Origin of the sequence: Pseudonocardia tropica, from assembly GCF_040105315.1 — a bacterium.
Lineage (GTDB): Bacteria > Actinomycetota > Actinomycetes > Mycobacteriales > Pseudonocardiaceae > Pseudonocardia > Pseudonocardia alni.
This window is the reverse complement of sequence record NZ_JBEDNP010000004.1, coordinates 262,842-279,806: the sequence shown is the minus strand read 5'-3', so window position 1 is coordinate 279,806 and position 16,965 is coordinate 262,842. Positions and strand designations below refer to the sequence as shown.

The 16,965-nt window shown below is 77.1% G+C and carries 16 protein-coding genes and 1 riboswitch; of the genes, 9 read left to right on the top strand and 7 right to left on the bottom strand.

The window, feature by feature from the left end:
* Positions 1 to 2: 2 nt before the first annotated feature.
* The gene (locus WHI96_RS09160; protein WP_345652169.1) at positions 3 to 635 is read right to left on the bottom strand and encodes a flavin reductase family protein; all 633 of its coding nucleotides are present in this window, start codon (positions 633 to 635) and stop codon (positions 3 to 5) included.
* 59 nt (positions 636 to 694) lie between these two features.
* Here WHI96_RS09160 and WHI96_RS09155 point away from each other — a divergent pair, with 59 nt between their 5' ends.
* The gene (locus WHI96_RS09155) at positions 695 to 1,657 is read left to right on the top strand and encodes a cobalamin biosynthesis protein (RefSeq protein WP_345652172.1); all 963 of its coding nucleotides are present in this window, start codon (positions 695 to 697) and stop codon (positions 1,655 to 1,657) included.
* Between the two features lie 456 nt (positions 1,658 to 2,113).
* On the opposite strand, the gene WHI96_RS09150 is transcribed toward WHI96_RS09155, so the two are convergent.
* Positions 2,114 to 2,995 carry an SURF1 family cytochrome oxidase biogenesis protein gene (locus tag WHI96_RS09150; protein ID WP_345652175.1) on the bottom strand — a complete coding sequence of 294 codons (882 nt, stop codon included), beginning with the start codon at positions 2,993 to 2,995 and terminating at the stop codon, positions 2,114 to 2,116.
* Between the two features lie 58 nt (positions 2,996 to 3,053).
* On the opposite strand from WHI96_RS09150, the gene WHI96_RS09145 reads away from it, so the two are divergent.
* The 6 genes from WHI96_RS09145 to cobA are packed head-to-tail and all read left to right on the top strand — an operon-like array spanning position 3,054 to position 10,525.
* Positions 3,054 to 4,583 (top strand): cobyric acid synthase, encoded by a 1,530-nt coding sequence (locus tag WHI96_RS09145; protein WP_345652900.1) that lies wholly within the window; start codon positions 3,054 to 3,056, stop codon positions 4,581 to 4,583.
* On the top strand, positions 4,580 to 6,793 hold the full coding sequence (locus WHI96_RS09140; RefSeq protein ID WP_345652178.1) for a putative cobaltochelatase: 2,214 nt from the start codon (positions 4,580 to 4,582) through the stop codon (positions 6,791 to 6,793). The genes WHI96_RS09145 and WHI96_RS09140 overlap by 4 nt, the downstream gene beginning before the upstream one ends.
* A gap of 12 nt (positions 6,794 to 6,805) precedes the next feature.
* Complete coding sequence (cobO, locus tag WHI96_RS09135) at positions 6,806 to 7,420, top strand: cob(I)yrinic acid a,c-diamide adenosyltransferase (RefSeq protein ID WP_345652181.1); 615 nt, start codon at positions 6,806 to 6,808, stop codon at positions 7,418 to 7,420.
* A complete protein-coding gene (locus WHI96_RS09130) occupies positions 7,414 to 8,811 on the top strand; it encodes a cobyrinic acid a,c-diamide synthase CobB (RefSeq protein ID WP_345652184.1) in 1,398 nt (465 codons plus the stop codon). Before cobO ends, WHI96_RS09130 begins: the two co-directional genes overlap by 7 nt.
* Positions 8,808 to 9,308, top strand: coding sequence for a cobalamin biosynthesis protein (locus tag WHI96_RS09125; RefSeq protein WP_345652187.1), 501 nt, complete (start codon positions 8,808 to 8,810; stop codon positions 9,306 to 9,308). Before WHI96_RS09130 ends, WHI96_RS09125 begins: the two co-directional genes overlap by 4 nt.
* Complete coding sequence (cobA, locus tag WHI96_RS09120; RefSeq protein ID WP_345652189.1) at positions 9,305 to 10,525, top strand: uroporphyrinogen-III C-methyltransferase; 1,221 nt, start codon at positions 9,305 to 9,307, stop codon at positions 10,523 to 10,525. The genes WHI96_RS09125 and cobA overlap by 4 nt, the downstream gene beginning before the upstream one ends.
* Before the next feature lie 7 nt (positions 10,526 to 10,532).
* Here the strand turns inward: cobA and WHI96_RS09115 are convergent, their stop codons facing one another.
* Both WHI96_RS09115 and WHI96_RS09110 read right to left on the bottom strand, forming a co-directional pair.
* Positions 10,533 to 12,203: a protein kinase domain-containing protein gene (locus WHI96_RS09115; protein WP_345652191.1), complete on the bottom strand. Its 1,671-nt coding sequence runs from the start codon at positions 12,201 to 12,203 to the stop codon at positions 10,533 to 10,535.
* The gene (locus tag WHI96_RS09110; protein ID WP_345652193.1) at positions 12,200 to 12,955 is read right to left on the bottom strand and encodes a hypothetical protein; all 756 of its coding nucleotides are present in this window, start codon (positions 12,953 to 12,955) and stop codon (positions 12,200 to 12,202) included. Before WHI96_RS09110 ends, WHI96_RS09115 begins: the two co-directional genes overlap by 4 nt.
* Before the next feature lie 204 nt (positions 12,956 to 13,159).
* Between WHI96_RS09110 and WHI96_RS09105 the strand changes: the two genes are divergently transcribed.
* Complete coding sequence (locus tag WHI96_RS09105) at positions 13,160 to 13,555, top strand: hypothetical protein (protein ID WP_345652195.1); 396 nt, start codon at positions 13,160 to 13,162, stop codon at positions 13,553 to 13,555.
* Positions 13,556 to 13,612: 57 nt separating this feature from the next.
* A riboswitch (cobalamin riboswitch) is annotated at positions 13,613 to 13,799 on the top strand.
* Positions 13,800 to 13,834: 35 nt separating this feature from the next.
* The gene (locus WHI96_RS09100; RefSeq protein ID WP_345652198.1) at positions 13,835 to 14,206 is read left to right on the top strand and encodes a hypothetical protein; all 372 of its coding nucleotides are present in this window, start codon (positions 13,835 to 13,837) and stop codon (positions 14,204 to 14,206) included.
* Between the two features lie 15 nt (positions 14,207 to 14,221).
* Here WHI96_RS09100 and WHI96_RS09095 read toward each other — a convergent pair whose 3' ends face one another.
* The 3 genes from WHI96_RS09095 to WHI96_RS09085 form a co-directional block, all read right to left on the bottom strand.
* Positions 14,222 to 15,607, bottom strand: coding sequence for a DNA polymerase IV (locus WHI96_RS09095; protein WP_425571711.1), 1,386 nt, complete (start codon positions 15,605 to 15,607; stop codon positions 14,222 to 14,224).
* A gap of 46 nt (positions 15,608 to 15,653) precedes the next feature.
* The gene (locus tag WHI96_RS09090; protein ID WP_345652203.1) at positions 15,654 to 16,361 is read right to left on the bottom strand and encodes a 4'-phosphopantetheinyl transferase family protein; all 708 of its coding nucleotides are present in this window, start codon (positions 16,359 to 16,361) and stop codon (positions 15,654 to 15,656) included.
* A gap of 123 nt (positions 16,362 to 16,484) precedes the next feature.
* Entirely contained in the window at positions 16,485 to 16,853 is a 369-nt protein-coding gene (locus WHI96_RS09085) for a hypothetical protein (protein WP_345652206.1), read from the bottom strand.
* Positions 16,854 to 16,965: the final 112 nt, after the last annotated feature.

Sequence of the window (16,965 nt, the reverse complement as noted above, 5' to 3'; positions counted from 1 at the left end):
GGTCAGTCGTCGCCGAAGTGACCCGGCCACTGCTGGTAGGGGATCCGGGTGATCTCCAGGATCTCGCCCATCCGCGACCACTCGTTGCGGCCCAGGCGGGCCAGTGGGGCGAGCCGCCGGATGTCGGGCAGGGAGTTGCCGCGCTCGTCGGTGACGAACACGCTCTCCTCGATCGCGGCGTGCACGACCCGGCCGATCACCACCGTGCTGTCGCCGAGCTCGATCGCGGCGTGCAGCCGGCACTCCAGCGCGACCGGTGACTCCGCGACCCGCGGCGGGGCGACGACCGACGACGCCTCGGCCGTCAGCCCGACCGAGGAGAACTCGCTGATCCGGGCGGGGAAGTCGGTGCCGGTCGCGTTGATCTTCTCGAACATCGGCTCGTTCGCCAGGCAGACGACGAACTCACGGGTCTGCGACACGTTGCGCAGCGAGTCCTTCTTCCCGACCGACGTGAACTGGATCATGGGCGGGTCCACGCAGGACACCGTGAAGAACGAGTGCGGGGCGAGGTTGTCGACGCCGTCGGCCGAGCGGGTGGAGACCCAGGCGATCGGCCGGGGGACGACGACGCTGGTCAGGAGCTTGTAGAACGGGCCGCTGCCCATCTCGTCCGGCTTGAGGTCCGTGCGCATGCCCATGATCCTGCCCGGCCTGCCCGCACCCTGCGCGCGCGCCGCTCTAGGTTCGGCGCATGGGAACACGTGGCCGCGCGGCCGGACTGGCCGCCGGGATCGTCGCCGACGCACTGCTCGGCGACCCGCGCCGGTGGCACCCGGTCGCCGGCTTCGGCACGCTCGCCGCCCGGCTGGAGGGCCGGATGCACCGCGACGCCGTCGCACCCGGGGTGGCCTACACCGCGATCCTGGTCGGGTCGGCGGTCGCGGCGGGGGCCCTCGCCGAGGCGGGCGCGACACGTGCGGGCGCCCGGGCCGAGCCCGTCGTGCGGGCCGGGCTGACCGCCGTCGCCACCTGGGCGGTGCTCGGCGGGACCTCGCTGGTGGGCGAGGGCGCCGCGCTGGCGGCGTCGCTCGACGCCGGTGACCTGGCCGCCGCCCGCGCCCGGATCCCGCACCTGTGCGCGCGCGACCCGGAGCTGCTCGACGCCGACGGCATGGCCCGCGCCGGGACCGAGTCGCTGGCCGAGAACACCTCCGACGCCGTCGTCGGGCCGCTGGTGTGGGGCGCGGTCGCCGGGATCCCGGGGCTGCTGGGCTACCGCGCGGTGAACACCCTCGACGCGATGGTCGGCTACCGCTCCGCCCGGCACGCCCGCTTCGGGTGGGCCGCGGCCCGCCTCGACGACGTGGCCAACCTGGCCCCGGCCCGGGTCACCGCGGTGCTCACCGTGGCCGTCGCGCCGCTGGTGGGCGGCTCGCGGGCGACCGCGCTGCAGGTCTGGCGCCGCGACGCCGCCGGGCACCCCAGCCCGAACGCCGGCCCGGTCGAGGCGAGCGCCGCCGGCGCGCTCGGGCTGCGCCTGGGCGGGCCGACCGTCTACGCCCACGGCACCGAGGACCGCCCGTCGCTCGGCGACGGGCACCCGCCCCGGGTGGCCGACCTGCACCGTGTCGCGCGGCTGTCCCGGCTGGTGGCCGGGGCGGCCGGACTGCTCGCCGTCGCGACGGCGGCGGTGCTGGGGCGGCGGCGCGGCTGAGCCGGTCGCCCCGGACCGGCACCGTCCGCCCCGGGCCCGGCCTGCTCCGACCGGCCCGGCGACGCCCCGGCAGACACCGTGCGCGGTCCGCGGGTCCGGCGCTCCGGGGTGGTGTGGCGCCGGAGTCCGGCGGGTCTTCACGGCCACCCGGTCGGAGAGGGTGGAGCGCGGGAATCCGCTTACCGGGTAAGCGAATTCGGAGGGAACCGTCCCGGAGGGTCGCGGCCGGCGGGGAACGGCCGGCGGGGAACGGCCGGCGGGGAACGGCCGGCGGGCCACCGTGTCGGACGGACGAATCCGCTTACCGGGTAAGCGAATCCAGCCGCAGCACCCCGGGAGCCCGGCGCGGCGTCCGCGAGCCGGCCCACAGCATCCGGGAGCCCGGCGCGGCACGCTGACGCCGCACCTCGGACCCCGCAGGGCGGCGGCCCGGGGCGGGTGTACCGCGCTGCGGGGTCAGCCCGAGCCCGGACCGGACCCGGCGGCGGCGTCGCGGGTGGTGCCGGGGGTGCTGCCGTCGGCCCGGTCGGCGGGAACGGGCTCGTCGCCGAAGCCGTCGCGGCCCGAGAGCTGGTCCCGCAGGCTGCCCGCCTTCTCACGCTTCCCGTTGCGCTGCAACAGCTCCAGTCGGATGAACAGGCCCAGCGCGACCAGGGCGACGGCGCCGAAGGTCAGCCACTGCAGGGCGTAGGAGAAGTTGCTGAACGGCGCTCCGCCCCCGACCGGCTCGACCGGGATCGGGTCCAGCACGCCGGGCCGGCCGGCCTCCAGGACGACGACGCCCTCGACCGGCGTCAGGCCGGTGGCGGCGGCGACCGAGCGGGAGTCGGACACGTAGACCTGGCGGGTGCCGTTCTCGACCAGCGGCGGGCGGCCCTGCGGGTCGGTCTCGTCCAGGCGCAGCCTGCCCTCGACGGTCACCGGCCCGGTGGGCGCGGCGGCGTAGTCGGGGACGGCGCCCCGGTCCGCGGCCGGGACCGACCCCCGGTTCACCACGACGGTCCGGCCGTCGGTGAGCCGCAGCGGCGTCAGCACCTCGAAGGCGGGCGCGCCGTCGACGACCCGCAGGCGGACCAGGGTCTCCGCGGCGCGGTCGAAGGTGCCGGTCAGGGCGACCCGGCGCCACTGGTCGTCGGCGCCGATCGCCGTACCCGGCGGGACGAGCGTGTCGAACCCGACCGCGGGGGTCGCGTCGGCGGTGGCGATGGCCCGGCTCTGCGCCGAGCGCTCGGACTCCCGGTCGAACTGCCACGGCGCGAGCAGCGTGTAGCAGGCGACGGCGAAGGCCAGCACCGCAACGACGAACGCGATCCACCCGGGACGCAGCAGGAAACGCACGCGGCCCAGGGTAGCCGCGCCCGCGGCCGGTCCCGCCGGGGCGATACTTCCCGCCGTGGTGGTTCAGGGAGCGGTCCTCGTCGCGGGGACGACGTCGGACGCGGGCAAGAGCGCCGTCGTCGCGGGTGTCTGCCGGTGGCTGCACCGGCGCGGGGTCTCGGTGGCGCCGTTCAAGGCGCAGAACATGAGCAACAACTCGGTCGTCACCCCGGACGGCGGCGAGATCGGCCGCGCGCAGGCGATGCAGGCCTTCGCCAGCGGCATCGCCCCCTCGGTCGACCTGAACCCGGTGCTGCTCAAGCCCGGTGGGGACCGGACCTCGCAGGTCGTGGTGCGCGGCCGCGCCGACGGCCAGGTGTCGGCGCTGTCCTACCGGCACCGCACCGCGGCGCTGTCCGACGTCGTCGCCGACTCCCTGGCCCGGCTGCGCGCCCGGCACGACGTCGTGGTCTGCGAGGGCGCGGGCTCGCCGGCGGAGATCAACCTGCGGGCCACCGACCTCGCCAACATGGGCTTCGCCCGGCGCAACGACCTGCCGGTGCTGGTCGTCGGCGACATCGACCGCGGCGGGGTGCTCGCGCACCTGTTCGGCACCCTCGCCGTGCTCGACCCGGCCGACCAGGCGCTGGTCGCCGGCTTTGTGATCAACAAGTTCCGCGGGGACCCGCGCCTGCTCGAACCCGGCCTCGACCGGCTGCGCGAGCTCACCGGGCGGCCGACGCTGGGCGTGCTGCCCTTCGCCGAGGGACTCTGGCTCGACGCCGAGGACTCGCTCTCGGCCGTCGCCGACGGGGTGCTCGGGCACCCGGCCCCGCCGCGCGGCGGGCAGTGGCTGCGGGTCGCCGTCGTCCGGTTCCCGCGGATCTCCAACGCCACCGACGCCGAGGCGCTGGCCTGCGAACCGGGCGTCGCCGTGCGGTACGTGACCGAGCCGTCGCGGATCGCCGACACCGACGTCGTCGTGCTGCCCGGCACCAAGGCGACCGTGTCGGACCTGGCCTGGCTGCGGGCGTCCGGGATGGCCGACGCGGTGCGCGCGCACGCCGGGTCCGGGCGCCCGGTGCTGGGGATCTGCGGTGGCTACCAGATGCTCGGGCACACCGTCTCCGACCCCGACGGCGCCGAGGCCGCTCCCGGCACGACCGTCGCCGGGCTGGGTCTGCTGGACCTGGAGATCGCGTTCGACCCGGTCAAGCACCTCGCCACCCCCACGGCGACGGCGTGGGGCGAGACCGTCACCGGCTACGAGATCCACCACGGCCGCGTCGTGCGCTCCGGCGATCCCGGCCTGATCGGGGACGAGGGCAGCGACCGCGGCCACGTCCTGGGTACCCACTGGCACGGCCTCGCCGAGAACGACGGCTTCCGACGGCTGCTGCTCACCCGCCTCGCCGGAGAGGCAGGACGGACGGGGTTCGTGGTGGCGCAGGACACGTCGTTCGCGGCCGAGCGGAGCCGGCAGGTGGATCTGCTGGCCGACCTGGTCGAACACCACCTCGACACGTCGTCACTTGAACATGTCATCGGACACGGTGCGCCGCCGGGCCTCCCGGTGCTGACCTCCGGTCTGGCAGCCTCACCCGCGTGAGCACGAGCACCGCCCCCGCCGCCGGACCTCCCCGTTTCCCGTTCTCCGCCGTCGTCGGCCACGACGACCTGCGGCTGGCGCTGCTGCTCAACGCCGTGCACCCGGGTGTGGGCGGTGTCCTGGTGCGTGGGGAGAAGGGCACCGCGAAGTCCACGGCGGTGCGCGCGCTGGCCTCGCTGCTGCCCTCGCACGAGGTCGTCGACGCCTGCCGGTTCGGCTGCGACCCCGCCGCGCCGGACCCGTCCTGCCCCGACGGCCCGCACCCGGCGGGCGCGGCGGGCGGGCGTCGCCCGGCCCGGCTGGTCGAGCTGCCCGTCGGCGCGACCGAGGACCGCCTGGTCGGCTCGCTCGACCTGGAGAAGGCGCTGTCCGAGGGCCGCCGCGCCTACCAGCCCGGCCTGCTCGCCGACGCCCACCGCGGGGTGCTCTACGTCGACGAGGTCAACCTGCTGCACGACCACCTCGTCGACCTGCTGCTCGACGCCGCCGCGATGGGCCGCGCGCACGTCGAGCGCGACGGCGTCTCCGTCTCGCACGCGGCCCGGTTCCTGCTGGTCGGCACCATGAACCCGGAGGAGGGCGAGCTGCGCCCGCAGCTGCTCGACCGGTTCGGGCTGACCGTGGAGGTGCGGGCCAGCCGCGACGTCGACACCCGGGTCGAGGTGACCCGGCGACGGATGGCGTTCGAGGACGACCCGGCCGGGTTCGTCGCCCGCTTCGCCCCGGACGAGAACGCGACCGCGGCCCGGCTCCGCGCCGCGCAGGCCCACGTCTCGGCCGTCGCGGTGAGCGACCGGGAGCTGCGGCGGATCGCGTTCGTGTGCGCCCGGTTCGACGTCGACGGCATGCGCGCCGACCTGGTCATCACCCGGGCCGCGGCCGCGCACGCCGCCTGGGAGGGCCGCGACGCGGTGACCGCCGACGACGTGCGCGTCGCCGCCCGGCTCGCGTTGCCGCACCGCCGCCGTCGCGACCCGTTCGACGAGCCCGGCCTGGACCCGGCCGAGCTGGACCGCGCCCTCGCCGACGCCGAGGACCACCTGGGCCCCGAGGACGAGCCGGACCCCGACGACGACCCGGACCCCGGCGGCCCCGGCCCCGACGACCCGGCCGAGCCGCAGGACGGCCCGGACGCCGGCGAGGAGCCCGACGACGCCGACGGGACCGGGGACGCACCCCCCGCGGGCGGCGACCCGCGCGGCGACGGCGGGACCGGCGCCGGCGAGCGCGCCGAGGCACCCGGCTCGGACGGTGCCGACGGCACCGACGACGCCACCGACCCGGCGGCGCCCGGCGACGACCGGGCCCCGGAGACCGCCGGGGCCCCGGCCGGCGGCGACGGCGGGGACGGCCGGGCCGTCGTCGTCGGGGACGCCGCGCGGCTGCACCGGGCGACGGTCCGCAAGTTCACCGTCCCCGGGCTGGGCGCGGGCGCGCCGGGCCGCCGCTCCCGGGCCCGCACCGACGCCGGTCGCGTCGTCCGGCCGTCCGGGGCCGGGACCACCCGTGCCGCGGACCTGCACCTGCCCGCGACCGTGCTCGCCGCCGCGCCGCACCAGGCCGGGCGCGGGCGCCGCGGGCCGGGCCTGCTGGTCCACCGCGACGACCTGCGCCGCGCCGAGCGGGAGGGCCGCGAGGGGAACCTGGTGCTGTTCGTCGTCGACGCGTCCGGCTCGATGGCCGCGCGCAAGCGGATGACCGCCGTCTCGGGGGCCGTGCTGGGCCTGCTCCGCGACGCCTACCAGCGCCGGGACAAGGTCGGGCTGGTCACCTTCCGGGCCCGGGAGGCGGAGCTGGCGCTGCCGCCGACGTCGTCGGTGCCGACCGCCCAGCAGCGCCTGTCCCGGCTGCGCACCGGCGGGCGGACCCCGCTGGCCGGCGGGCTGCTCAGGGCCCGCGCCGTGCTCGACGCCGAGCGCCGCCGCGACCCGCGCCGCCGCCCGCTGGTCGTGCTGCTCACCGACGGGCGGGCCACCGTCGCCGCCCGCGACGGCGGGGACCCCGTCGCCGACTCCCGCCGTGCCGCCGGACTGCTGGCCGCGGACGGGGTGCACACCGTCGTCGTCGACTGCGAGGCGGGCCACGTCCGCCTCGGGCTCGCCGCGCCGCTCGCCGCCGCCGCGGGCGGCGAGCTGGTGACCCTCGACGAGCTGACCGCCGACAGCGTGGGCGACCTGGTCCGGGCGACCCGGTCCGCCCGCGCCGCCTGAGAGGAGACCACCGTGCCGCAGGGACAGGTGTCCGTCACCCCCACCGACGGGCTGACCACCCGCCAGCGTCGCAACCGGCCGCTGCTGGTGGTGCACACCGGGGTGATGAAGGGGAAGTCGACCGCCGCGTTCGGGATGGCGCTGCGCGGCTGGAACCAGGGCTGGTCGATCGGGGTGTTCCAGTTCGTGAAGTCGGCGAAGTGGAAGGTCGGCGAGGAGGAGGCGTTCCGCGCCCTGGGCGAGGTCCACGAGCGGACCGGGCAGGGCGGGCCCGTCGAGTGGCACAAGATGGGCTCGGGCTGGTCCTGGTCGCGCAAGGCCGGCACCGAGACCGACCACGCCGCCGACGCCGCCGAGGGCTGGGCCGAGATCCGCCGCCGGATCGAGACCGAGGCGCACCGCGTCTACGTGCTCGACGAGTTCACCTACCCGCTCAAGTGGGGCTGGATCGACGTCGACGAGGTCGTCGACGTGCTGGTCGAGCGGCCCGGCCGGCAGCACGTCATCATCACCGGGCGGGACGCCCCGCCGGCCCTGATCGAGGCCGCCGACCTGGTCATGGAGACGACGAAGGTCAAGCACCCGATGGACGCCGGACAGAAGGGCCAGCGGGGGATCGAGTGGTGACCACGGCCCGCGCGCTGGTCGTCGCGGCGCCGTCGTCGGGGAGCGGGAAGACCACGGTCGCGACCGGACTGATGGCCGCGCTGTCGCGGCGCGGCACCCGGGTCGCACCGTTCAAGATCGGGCCGGACTACATCGACCCCGGCTACCACACCCTGGCCGCGGGCCGCCCGGGGCGGAACCTCGACGTCGTGCTGCAGGGCGCCGACCGGCTCGCGCCGCTGGCCCGGCACGGCGCCCGGGACGCCGACGTCGCCGTCGTCGAGGGCGTGATGGGGCTGTTCGACGGCCGGATCGCCGACGGCGCCGGGTCCACCGCGCAGGTCGCGGCGACCCTGGGGGCACCGGTGGTGCTGGTCGTCGACGTCCGGGGGCAGTCCCGGTCGCTGGCCGCGCTGCTGCACGGTTTCCGCTCCTTCGGCGACACGGCGTGGAGCGCGGGCGGAACGCACATGGGCACCGTGCAGGTCGCGGGCGTGATCCTGAACCGGGTCGGGTCCGACCGGCACGCGCAGGTCTGCCGGGCCGCGGCCGAGGAGGTCGGACTCCCGGTGCTGGGCGCGGTCCCGCGCCGGGCCGAGCTGGCGGTGCCCTCGCGGCACCTGGGTCTGGTCACCGCCGCCGAGCACGGCGTCGCCGCGACCGCCGCGGTGGACGCGATGGCCGCGCTCGTCGCCGAGCACGTCGACCTCGACGCCGTCCTCGCACTCGCCCGCCCGCTGCCCGACGGCCCCGTCTGGGACCCGGCGGCCGAGCTCGGGGTGGACCCGGTGCCGGGCCGTCCGGTGGTCGCGCTCGCGGGGGGCCCGGCCTTCGGGTTCGGCTACGCCGAGCACGCCGAGCTGCTCGCCGCGGCCGGTGCGGACGTGGTGACGTTCGACCCGCTGCGCGACCCCGCGCTCCCGGCGGGCACGGCCGCGCTCGTGCTGCCCGGCGGCTTCCCGGAGGAGCACGTCGGCGCGCTCGGGGACAACGCGCCGCTGCGGGCGCAGGTCGCCGCGCTGGCCGCGTCCGGGGCGCCGGTGCACGCCGAGTGCGGCGGGCTGCTGTACCTGTGCCGCGACCTCGACGGGACGCCGATGTGCGGGGTCCTCGACGCGTCGGCGGGGATGACCCCGCGGCTCACCCTCGGCTACCGCGACGCGGTCGCGGTGTCGGCGTCGCCGCTGTTCGCGGCCGGTGAGCGGGCCGGGGCGCACGAGTTCCACCGGTGCGCGGTCACCCCCCGGGCCGGGGCCGCCCCGGCGTGGGCGTGGCGCGGTGGCGAGCCGGAGGGTCACGTCGTCGCCCGCGTGCACGCGTCGTTCCTGCACACCCACCCGGCCGGCGTGCCCGGCGCCGTCGCCCGGTTCGTCGCGGCGGCCCGCCTCGGCACCCCGGCCGCGCTCGCATGATCACCGTCGGGGTGGGGCTGCGGCCCGGCTCCACCGAGGCCGCGGTGCGCGCGCTGCTGGACCGGGTCGCCGCCGCGCACGGGCTCGAGCTCGGCGACGCCGTCGTCGCCACCCTGGACCGGCGGGCCTCGGAACCGGGGCTGCGTGCGGCCGTCGCACCGCGGGAGCCGCACGGGTTCGCGGCCGCCGCGCTGGCCGCGGTCGCGGTACCGCGGCCGGGAACCCGGGTCGCTGCGGCCGTCGGGACCCCGTCCGTCGCAGAGGCCGCCGCGCTCCTCGCCGCCGGGAACGGGGCCCACCTGATCGTCGGGAAGACCGCTGCTCAGGGCGTCACGGTCGCCGTGGCCGCCCGGGCGGCGGATGTGGGATTGCCCTCCGAGGGGTCCTCCCGAACATGCGGGTCCGGCTATCCTCCGGCGTCGCCGTCGCGCGGGGGCCTGGTGCAGGGGTCCGCCGCCACCGCCGGGCGTCGGAGTCCGGGAGAGGAACGTCGTTGAACGCGCACCACGAGCAGTACCTGGTCGGACTGGACCTGGCCGGCCGCCGGGCCGTCGTCGTCGGCGGGGGACAGGTCGCCCAGCGCCGTGTCGCCCGCCTGATCGCCGCGGGGGCGGTCGTCGAGGTCGTCTCGCCGGAGGCCACCCCGGCGGTCGAGGGCATGGCCTCGGCCGGGGAGATCACCTGGACCGCCCGCCGCTGGGTCGACGGCGACCTCGCCGGCGCCTGGTACGCGATCGCGGCCACCGACGAGGCCGCGACCAACGCCGCCGTCGTCGCCGAGGCCGAGCGGGACCGCGTGTTCTGCGTCCGCGCCGACGACGGCGACAAGGGCACCGCGGTCACCCCCGCCACCGGCGGGTACGACGGGCTCACCGTCGGCGTGCTGGCCCGGGGCGCGCACCGGCGGTCCGCGGCCGTGCGCACCGCGCTGGTCGAGGCACTGGCCGCCGGCGTCGTCGACGAGTCGGCCGAGCCCCCGCAGGCCGGTGTCGCGCTGGTCGGTGGCGGCCCGGGCGACCCGGAGCTGATCACCGTGCGCGGGCGGCGGCTGCTGTCCCGCGCCGAGGTCGTCGTCGCCGACCGGCTCGGCCCGCGCGACATCCTCGACGAGCTGTCCCCCGAGGTCGAGGTCATCGACGCCTCGAAGATCCCCTACGGCCGCGCCATGGCCCAGGAGCGGATCAACGAGCTGCTCGTCGAGCACGCCCGCGCCGGGAAGTTCGTGGTCCGCCTCAAGGGCGGCGACCCGTTCGTCTACGGCCGCGGGTTCGAGGAGGTCCAGGCGTGCGCCGCGGCGGGGGTGCCGGTGACCGTCGTCCCGGGCATCACCAGCGCGTTCGCCGCACCGGCCGTCGCCGGGACGCCGGTGAGCCACCGCGGGGTCGCACACGAGATCGTCGTCGTGTCCGGGCACGTCGCGCCGGGCGACCCGCGCAGCCTCACCGACTGGACCGCGCTGGGCCGGATGACCGGCACGATCGTGCTGATGATGGCCGTGGAGCGGCTCGGGAGGTTCGCCGAGGCGCTGATCACCAACGGCCGCCCGGCCGACACCCCGGTGCTGATCGTGCAGGACGGCACCACCCGCATCGAGCGGTCGGTCCGCGCGACGCTGGAGACGGCCGAGCGGGTCGCCGCCGAGCAGGAGATCAGTCCGCCCGCGATCGTCGTCATCGGACCGGTCGCCGGGCTGCGGGCTCCCGTCGGGTCCTGACCGCCGATCAGCGGCCGCGCCGCACCTCGAACCGGGTGACGGCGGCCGTGACCGTGGGACCGTCGACGTCGGAGAAGGCCATCCCGGACACCCCCGCGAAGCCCGGCCCCAGGATCGATGCGGGTCGGTGGGTCAGCACCGTCGTGCCGTTCACCGCCAGGGTCAGCTCCACCGGGGCGTCCGGCACGTCGTCGCAGCGCGCCGACAGCGTGACCGGCAGTGAGGTGTCGAGACCGTCGACGTAGGACCAGGTGGTCGCAGTACCGTCGGGCAGGACGACGCGCACAGCGCCACCGTGGCTGACCTGGAACTCGTAGCGACGGGTGCCCCGCTCGTCGGTGCCGCGGCACCACACCCCCCAGGCGCCCTGGCCGGAGGCGATCCGGGCGGTCGCGGTGACCACCTCGTCGCCGATCTGCGGGGTCGGGGGTGCGGGGACGGTGACGTAGGTGCCGGGCCGGACGACGTGCACGTCGTAACGGCCCTCGGCGTAGCGGGTCGTGACACCGGGATCGGTGTGTTCGGGCCACTCCGGCGCCGGTGCGGTCAGGTCGGCGGCGTACAGCAGTTCCCCCTCGAACGGGGCCGGTACCCGTGCCGCTGCCCGCTCCCCGGTGGGGAGCCCGACCAGGAGACCCACCCCGAGTGCGACGAGCACCGCGACGGCGGCGACGACCCGGACCACGACCCGTCGACGGCGCGGCCCGGCCGCCCGTCGCACCCCCGCCACCCACTCCGGGAGGTCCACCACCGCACGCTCGTCCGGCGGCGCCACCAGCAACCCGACGACACGGTCCGCCACGGCGGACCGCCGCCGCGGTGGAAGGTCGGCGTGGGTGAGCAACAGCGTGCGGACGGCGGTCGCCAGGTCCGGCCGCTCGGCGGCCGGGGGCGGTGTGCGGGTCAGCAGGAACACGGCGACGGCGGCCACCGAGTAGGCGTCGCTGGCGACGTCCCGGGCCCGACCCGGGTCGAGGAGGATCTCCGGTGCCGCGTACTGGCCGGACCGCAGCAGTCGTGGGTCCGGCGCGCCGCCGGCCCGTTGGGTGGTGCCGGTGTCGACCAGCACCAGGCCCCGGTCGCCGTCGATGATGCAGTTCCCGGGCTTCACGTCGGCGTGCACGACCGACGGGCGGCCGCGCTCGTCCGGGCCGTGCAGGGCGTGCACGGCCTCGGCCAGCTGACCGAGCCAGGTGAGTCGGGTCTGCACCGCACAGTCCTGGGCACGGGCAGCGGTGTCGAGGTCCGGACCGTCCAGCCACTCCATGACGACGACCGGGACCAGCGGGCCCTCCGGGGCGGCCGGTGCGGTGACCACGCGGCCGCGGAACACCTCGATCACCCGGACCAGCCGGTCCCCGCGCGCGACCGAGGTCAGCAGCCGGGCCTGGTTCCGGACCCGGTCCCAGGTGCCGTCGTCGGGCCAGCCCGCCGGTGCGGCGGCGGGTGCCCGGTACTCCTTGAGTGCGAAGACCTCGTCGGCGCCGCTGTCGTCGTCGGCGTAGCGCACCTTGTAGACACGGCCCTCCCCGCCGCTGCCGACCTCGGCGAGCACCTCGTAGCGGAACGGGCGGTCGCGCGGCCCGGCCCAGGTCCCGGCGCGGCGTGGGGTCGGGTCGTCCCGGTCGGGTGCCGCCGTCGTCGCCGGGTCCCGGCCACCCGCGCCCGGAGTGCTCATGCGTCCTCCGCACGCAGGTCGAGGGCCTCCAGATCGGCGGCGAGGACGTTCCCGGAGCGGCGTGCCCACCTCGCCAGGCGGTCCAGGACGGTTTCACCCGGGGACGGGCCCCACAGCTCGTCGACCCCGAACTGCTCGACCAGCGTGGTGCGCAACGCCGCGACCCGGTTGCGCACGGTGAGGGGAGCGACCGGCCCGTGGCCGTGGGCGGTCAGGTCCGCGGCGACGGTGGCATGTGTGGGCACGGCGGCCGGTCCGGTCCGGGTCATCGGTCGGAGACAGACGGCCGCGAGGAGGTGCCGGTCCTCGGCGGGCAGGTCGATGCGGGTGACACCCGTCGTCGTCCGGCCGGTCAGGTCGTGCCGGGCGCGGCCGTGCGCACCGGCCGCGGCCGTCAGCCGGGCGAGATCGAGCCCGATCACGTAGGTGCGGCCGGTGCCGGTGACGCGCACGGCCAGCCTGGTGTGCGGCCGTGAACCGCGTACCTCGAGCGGGGGCACGGTGAAGCCGCGGCCGGGGAAGGTCTGCACGTCGAACGGGTGCTTCTCGGACAGGTTGTGCAGCACGACCCCGTCCCGGGTGCACTCGATGGAACCCGCCCGACGCGACACCCGGTCGTCCTCGGGGTCGGCGCCGATCAGGATGCGGTTCGCCGGGGCGCGGCCGAACCCGATCGACTCGCGGGGCCGCAGACACGACCGGGCGCCCTGCCAGGTGACGACGGCGTACACGTCCCCGGCGGGGTCGGACATGACGACGGCCTCCACAGGAGCGAGCTGATCATCGAACCGTCGGTGTACTCGTCCCGGGCCGGCGAGTGTTAGCACCCGCGGACGGATCGGACAAGTTCCACGGTACCGGACAGAGCTGCCGGACACGGCGAACCTTCTCCCACCGGGAGACCGGTGCCGACACCGGCCGTACGAGACGGCCGTCCAACCTCGGAGGTCAGCACGATGCGATCCACACAGCAGTCCACCCCGATCCGCCGACCCGTCGGCGCGGTGGCCGCGGCCCTCGCGCTCACCGGGGCGCTCGCGGCCGGGCTCACCCTCGGCCCCGCCGACTCCGCCACCCGGACCGTCACCGCGCCCGTGCAGACGGTCGCGTTCTGCCCGTTCGGCACGCACGACGGCCCCGGCTCGGGCTGCCGCGGCGGCGGGATCGACGACAACCAGCGGCTCAACGACGCCCTGTCCGACACGGGTGCCATGTACGTCGACGCCGGCGAGTGCGCGCTCAAGGCCGTCGGGAAGAGCCTCGTCCGGAGCTGGAAGCGGCCGTCGCTGCCGGCCATCGCCACCGGGACGATCAAGCCCGCCGTGTCGTGCGGGCACGACAAGGGGTACTGAGCCGCTCCCCACCGGTCGGCCCCGTCGTCGTGACGGGGTCGACCGGGTGGTTGACCGGGGTCGCGTCGCGTGATGGGCTCCCCGCGACGACGGATCAGGAAGCCGGTGCGAGTCCGGCGCGGTCCCGCCACTGTCACCGGGGAGTGCCCTCCCCACACCGGCGCCACCGCCCGCGAGGGTGGGAAGGCCGGGGAGGGCGCACCGATCCGGGAGCCAGGACACTGCCCGTCGTCGCGGATTCCCACTGATGAGGGCGCGGACCCTCGAGGAGGACATGCGATGAGCCACGACCTGGTGGTGCTCGGTACCGACCCGTCCGGCGACGACGCGTCCCGCCCGGGTGCGCACGACCTGCTGGCGGAGGCCGAGACGGTCTTCGCCTTCCCGCAGGCCGAGCCGACCGCCCTGTTCTACGCCGAGGCGTGGCGGGTCGAGCCGGTCACCCCGCGCGACGCCGTCGCCCGCATCGCGGCCTGGGCCGCCGCCGGACCCGCCGGTGCGGCGGTGCTGCTGGTCGGGGGCGACCCCGCGGGCGACGCCGCGCTCGGCGCCGTCCTCGACGGGCTGAACCGCACCGCCCCCGCGCTGCGCGCCCGAATCGCCGAGGGCGGCCGCGTCGCTCCGCCGCACCGCAGCCCGCTGATCGGCTGAGCCCCGCGCCCGGGCTCAGGCCCGCCAGCTGCCCAGCGGGTCGGCCCGGGTGAGGTCCGGGTCGGCGGCGTCGAGGGTGCGGGTGCGTCCGGGGCCGGTGAGCGCGGTCTCGAAGCGCACGGTGACCCGTCCGTGCCCGGCGCCCTGGACCCAGCCGTGGCCGTGCTCCGGGTGGGCGACGTCGTCGCCCGCGCGCCAGGGCCGGTCCGGGTCGGGTTCGCGGTCGGGCCGGCCCGGGCGGAGCGGGCCGGGCACGTCACCGGTCTCCACGGTCGCGCCGGTCCCCACGGTCGCGCCGGTCCCCACGGTCGCGCCGGTCCCCGGGGGCGTGCCGGTCCCCGGGGCCGTCGTCCACCCGCTCCCCGAGGGCACCGCGTCGAACAGGGCCAGCGGCGGCTCGTCGCCGAAGCCGGACACCGACACCCCCAGCAGCCGCACCCCGCCCTCGCCGACGGCGCCCTCGGCCAGCCGTCGGGCCACCGCGACCAGGGTGGCCAGGTCGCGGGTCCCGAAGGGGGTCGTCTCGGACCGGGTGTGGGTGGTGAAGTCCCCGGTCCGCGCCTTCACCGTGACGGTGCGGGCGGTCCTGCCGTCGGCGACCAGGCGCCGGTGCACGGCGACGCAGATCGACTCCACCGCGGTGTGCACCGCGGTCATCGCGGTCAGGTCGGCGTCGAAGGTCGTCTCTGCGCTGATCTGCTTGGCCGCGCCGCGCGGGGCGACCGGACGGTCGTCGACGCCGCGGGCCAGGCGGTGCAGCTCGGACCCGACGGCGGCGCCCAGCACCCCGGCGACCTCGCGGGGGTCCATCGCGGCGAGCTGTCCGATCGTCTCGACCCCGATCTTCCGCAGCGCCTCGCCGGAGACCGGCCCGATACCCCACAGCGACCGCACCGGGAGGGGGTCGAGCACGGCGGCCTGCTCGGCGTGGGCGATCACCCGCAGCCCGTCCGGTTTGGCCAGCTCGGAGGCGATCTTCGCGACCTGCTTGCCCGACCCGGCACCCACCGAGGCGGGCAGCCCGGTGCGCTCGCGCACCGCGCCGCGCAGCCGGGTGCCCCACTCCCGCACCTGCTCGGGATCGGCGCCGACGAGGTCGGGCGGTTCCACGAACGCCTCGTCGACCGACACCGGTTCGAGCACCGGGGAGAACTCGCCGAGGACGGCCATGACCTCGTCGGACAGCGCCTTGTACAGCGGGAACCGGGGCGGCAGGACCGTCGCGTGCGGGCAGCGCCGCCGCGCCTGGCCCATCGGCATCGCCGAGCGGGCCCCGAACACCCGCGCCTGGTAGCTCGCCCCCGCGACGACGCCGCGCGGTCCCGCGCCGCCGACCAGGACCGGCCGGTCGGCCAGCGTGGGCCGGGTCAGCTGCTCGACGGAGGCGAAGAACGCGTCCATGTCGAGGTGCAGCACCCAGCGGTCGGCCGCCGCGGTCACCTCACCGTCACCCGTGCATCGTGCCCCGGCGCACCGACAGGACCGCATCGCCGTCGGCGACGGTGACGACGGGGGCCACCGGTCCCGCCCCGGCGACGGCGCCCGGGTGGTCGTCGAGCCCGGTGGCGACGTCGGCGACCCACCAGCTCCCGCCGGTGCCGGTCCAGCCCAGCACCCGGGCCGGCGCGTCCGGCGGGGACAGCGTGATCGCGTCCATCGGGCTCGACAGGCCCTCGCCGGTGGCCTTGAGCAACGCCTCCTTGCGGGTCCAGGTGACCAGGAACCCGGTCCCGTCGGGCGGGGTCGCGGCGAGTTCGGCGGGGGAGAGGGCGTGCCGGACCAGGCCGTCGAGGCCGGACAGCGGGCGGTGCGCCTCGACGTCGACGCCGACCGGCCCGGTCCCGACCGCGACGCCGACCAGCGCGCCGGAGTGGGTCAGCGAGAAGCCGGGGTCGTCGCCACGCCCGGCCAGGCGCGGCTTGCCGTGCGGCTCCCCGCAGCGACAGGTGCGGTCCAGGACGAGCGCGGCGGGGTCGGCGTCGAGCCGCTCGGCGAGCACGAGCCGGGCCAGGGCGTGCGCGGCGAGGTAGCGGGCGCGGTCCTCGGGCCGGCGCAGTGCGAGAAGCCGCTCGCGTTCATGGGCGTCCAGCAGCGCGACGAGGTCGGCGCGGTCGCCGGGATCGGCCGGGGCGGCCCACCAGACGGTGACGGTCACGGCGTCCAGCCTCCCATGTCACCCCCGCGCCGGGCCGCACCGCCGGGAGTGATCACGGATCGGGCACGCGGAGGGTCGGCTGCCGACGTCTCCGGTGCCCGATCCGTGATCATGCCCGTGCGGTCAGCCGCTGCGGCGGGCGGCGAAGTCCGTGCGGACGTGGGCCGGCCGGGCCTGCGGGGCCGGCCCCGCCGTGCGCGGTACCGCCGGGCCGCCCGGGGCCCCGGACCGGCCGCGCCTCGCCGCGCGACGCTCGGCGCGGTTGGCGGGCGCGCCGGTCTCCCGGCCGGTCGCGTCCCGGCCGGGCGTGATTCCGCCGGGCGCGGTCCCGTCGGCCGAGGTCCCGCCGGCGGTCGGTCCGGCGGCGGTCGGTCCGGCGGCGGTCGGTCCGGCGGCGGGCGGTCCGGCGGCGGGCGGTCCGGCGACGGGCCCGGATGCCGGGGCGGGACCGGTGTCGGCGGTCTGGACAGGGGTGTTTCGGGTCGTGGGCACACGACCTCCTCGGAGCATCGGGTCGGACTCGGACCGGGTGCGGAGGGCCGGTGAAGCGCGGGGGACGCCGGAAGGGCCGCACGAGGGCGGCGACGGTTCCGGGCCCGGTGCG

Coding starts and splice junctions, on each gene's coding strand:
- WHI96_RS09115 (WP_345652191.1), bottom strand. CDS start 12,203: ATGAGCACTCCGGGCGCGGGTGGCCGGGACCCGGCGACGACGGCGGCA.
- WHI96_RS09105 (WP_345652195.1), top strand. CDS start 13,160: ATGCGATCCACACAGCAGTCCACCCCGATCCGCCGACCCGTCGGCGCG.
- WHI96_RS09100 (WP_345652198.1), top strand. CDS start 13,835: ATGAGCCACGACCTGGTGGTGCTCGGTACCGACCCGTCCGGCGACGAC.
- WHI96_RS09095 (WP_425571711.1), bottom strand. CDS start 15,607: ATGGACGCGTTCTTCGCCTCCGTCGAGCAGCTGACCCGGCCCACGCTG.
- WHI96_RS09110 (WP_345652193.1), bottom strand. CDS start 12,955: ATGTCCGACCCCGCCGGGGACGTGTACGCCGTCGTCACCTGGCAGGGC.
- WHI96_RS09155 (WP_345652172.1), top strand. CDS start 695: ATGGGAACACGTGGCCGCGCGGCCGGACTGGCCGCCGGGATCGTCGCC.
- WHI96_RS09125 (WP_345652187.1), top strand. CDS start 8,808: ATGATCACCGTCGGGGTGGGGCTGCGGCCCGGCTCCACCGAGGCCGCG.
- WHI96_RS09160 (WP_345652169.1), bottom strand. CDS start 635: ATGCGCACGGACCTCAAGCCGGACGAGATGGGCAGCGGCCCGTTCTAC.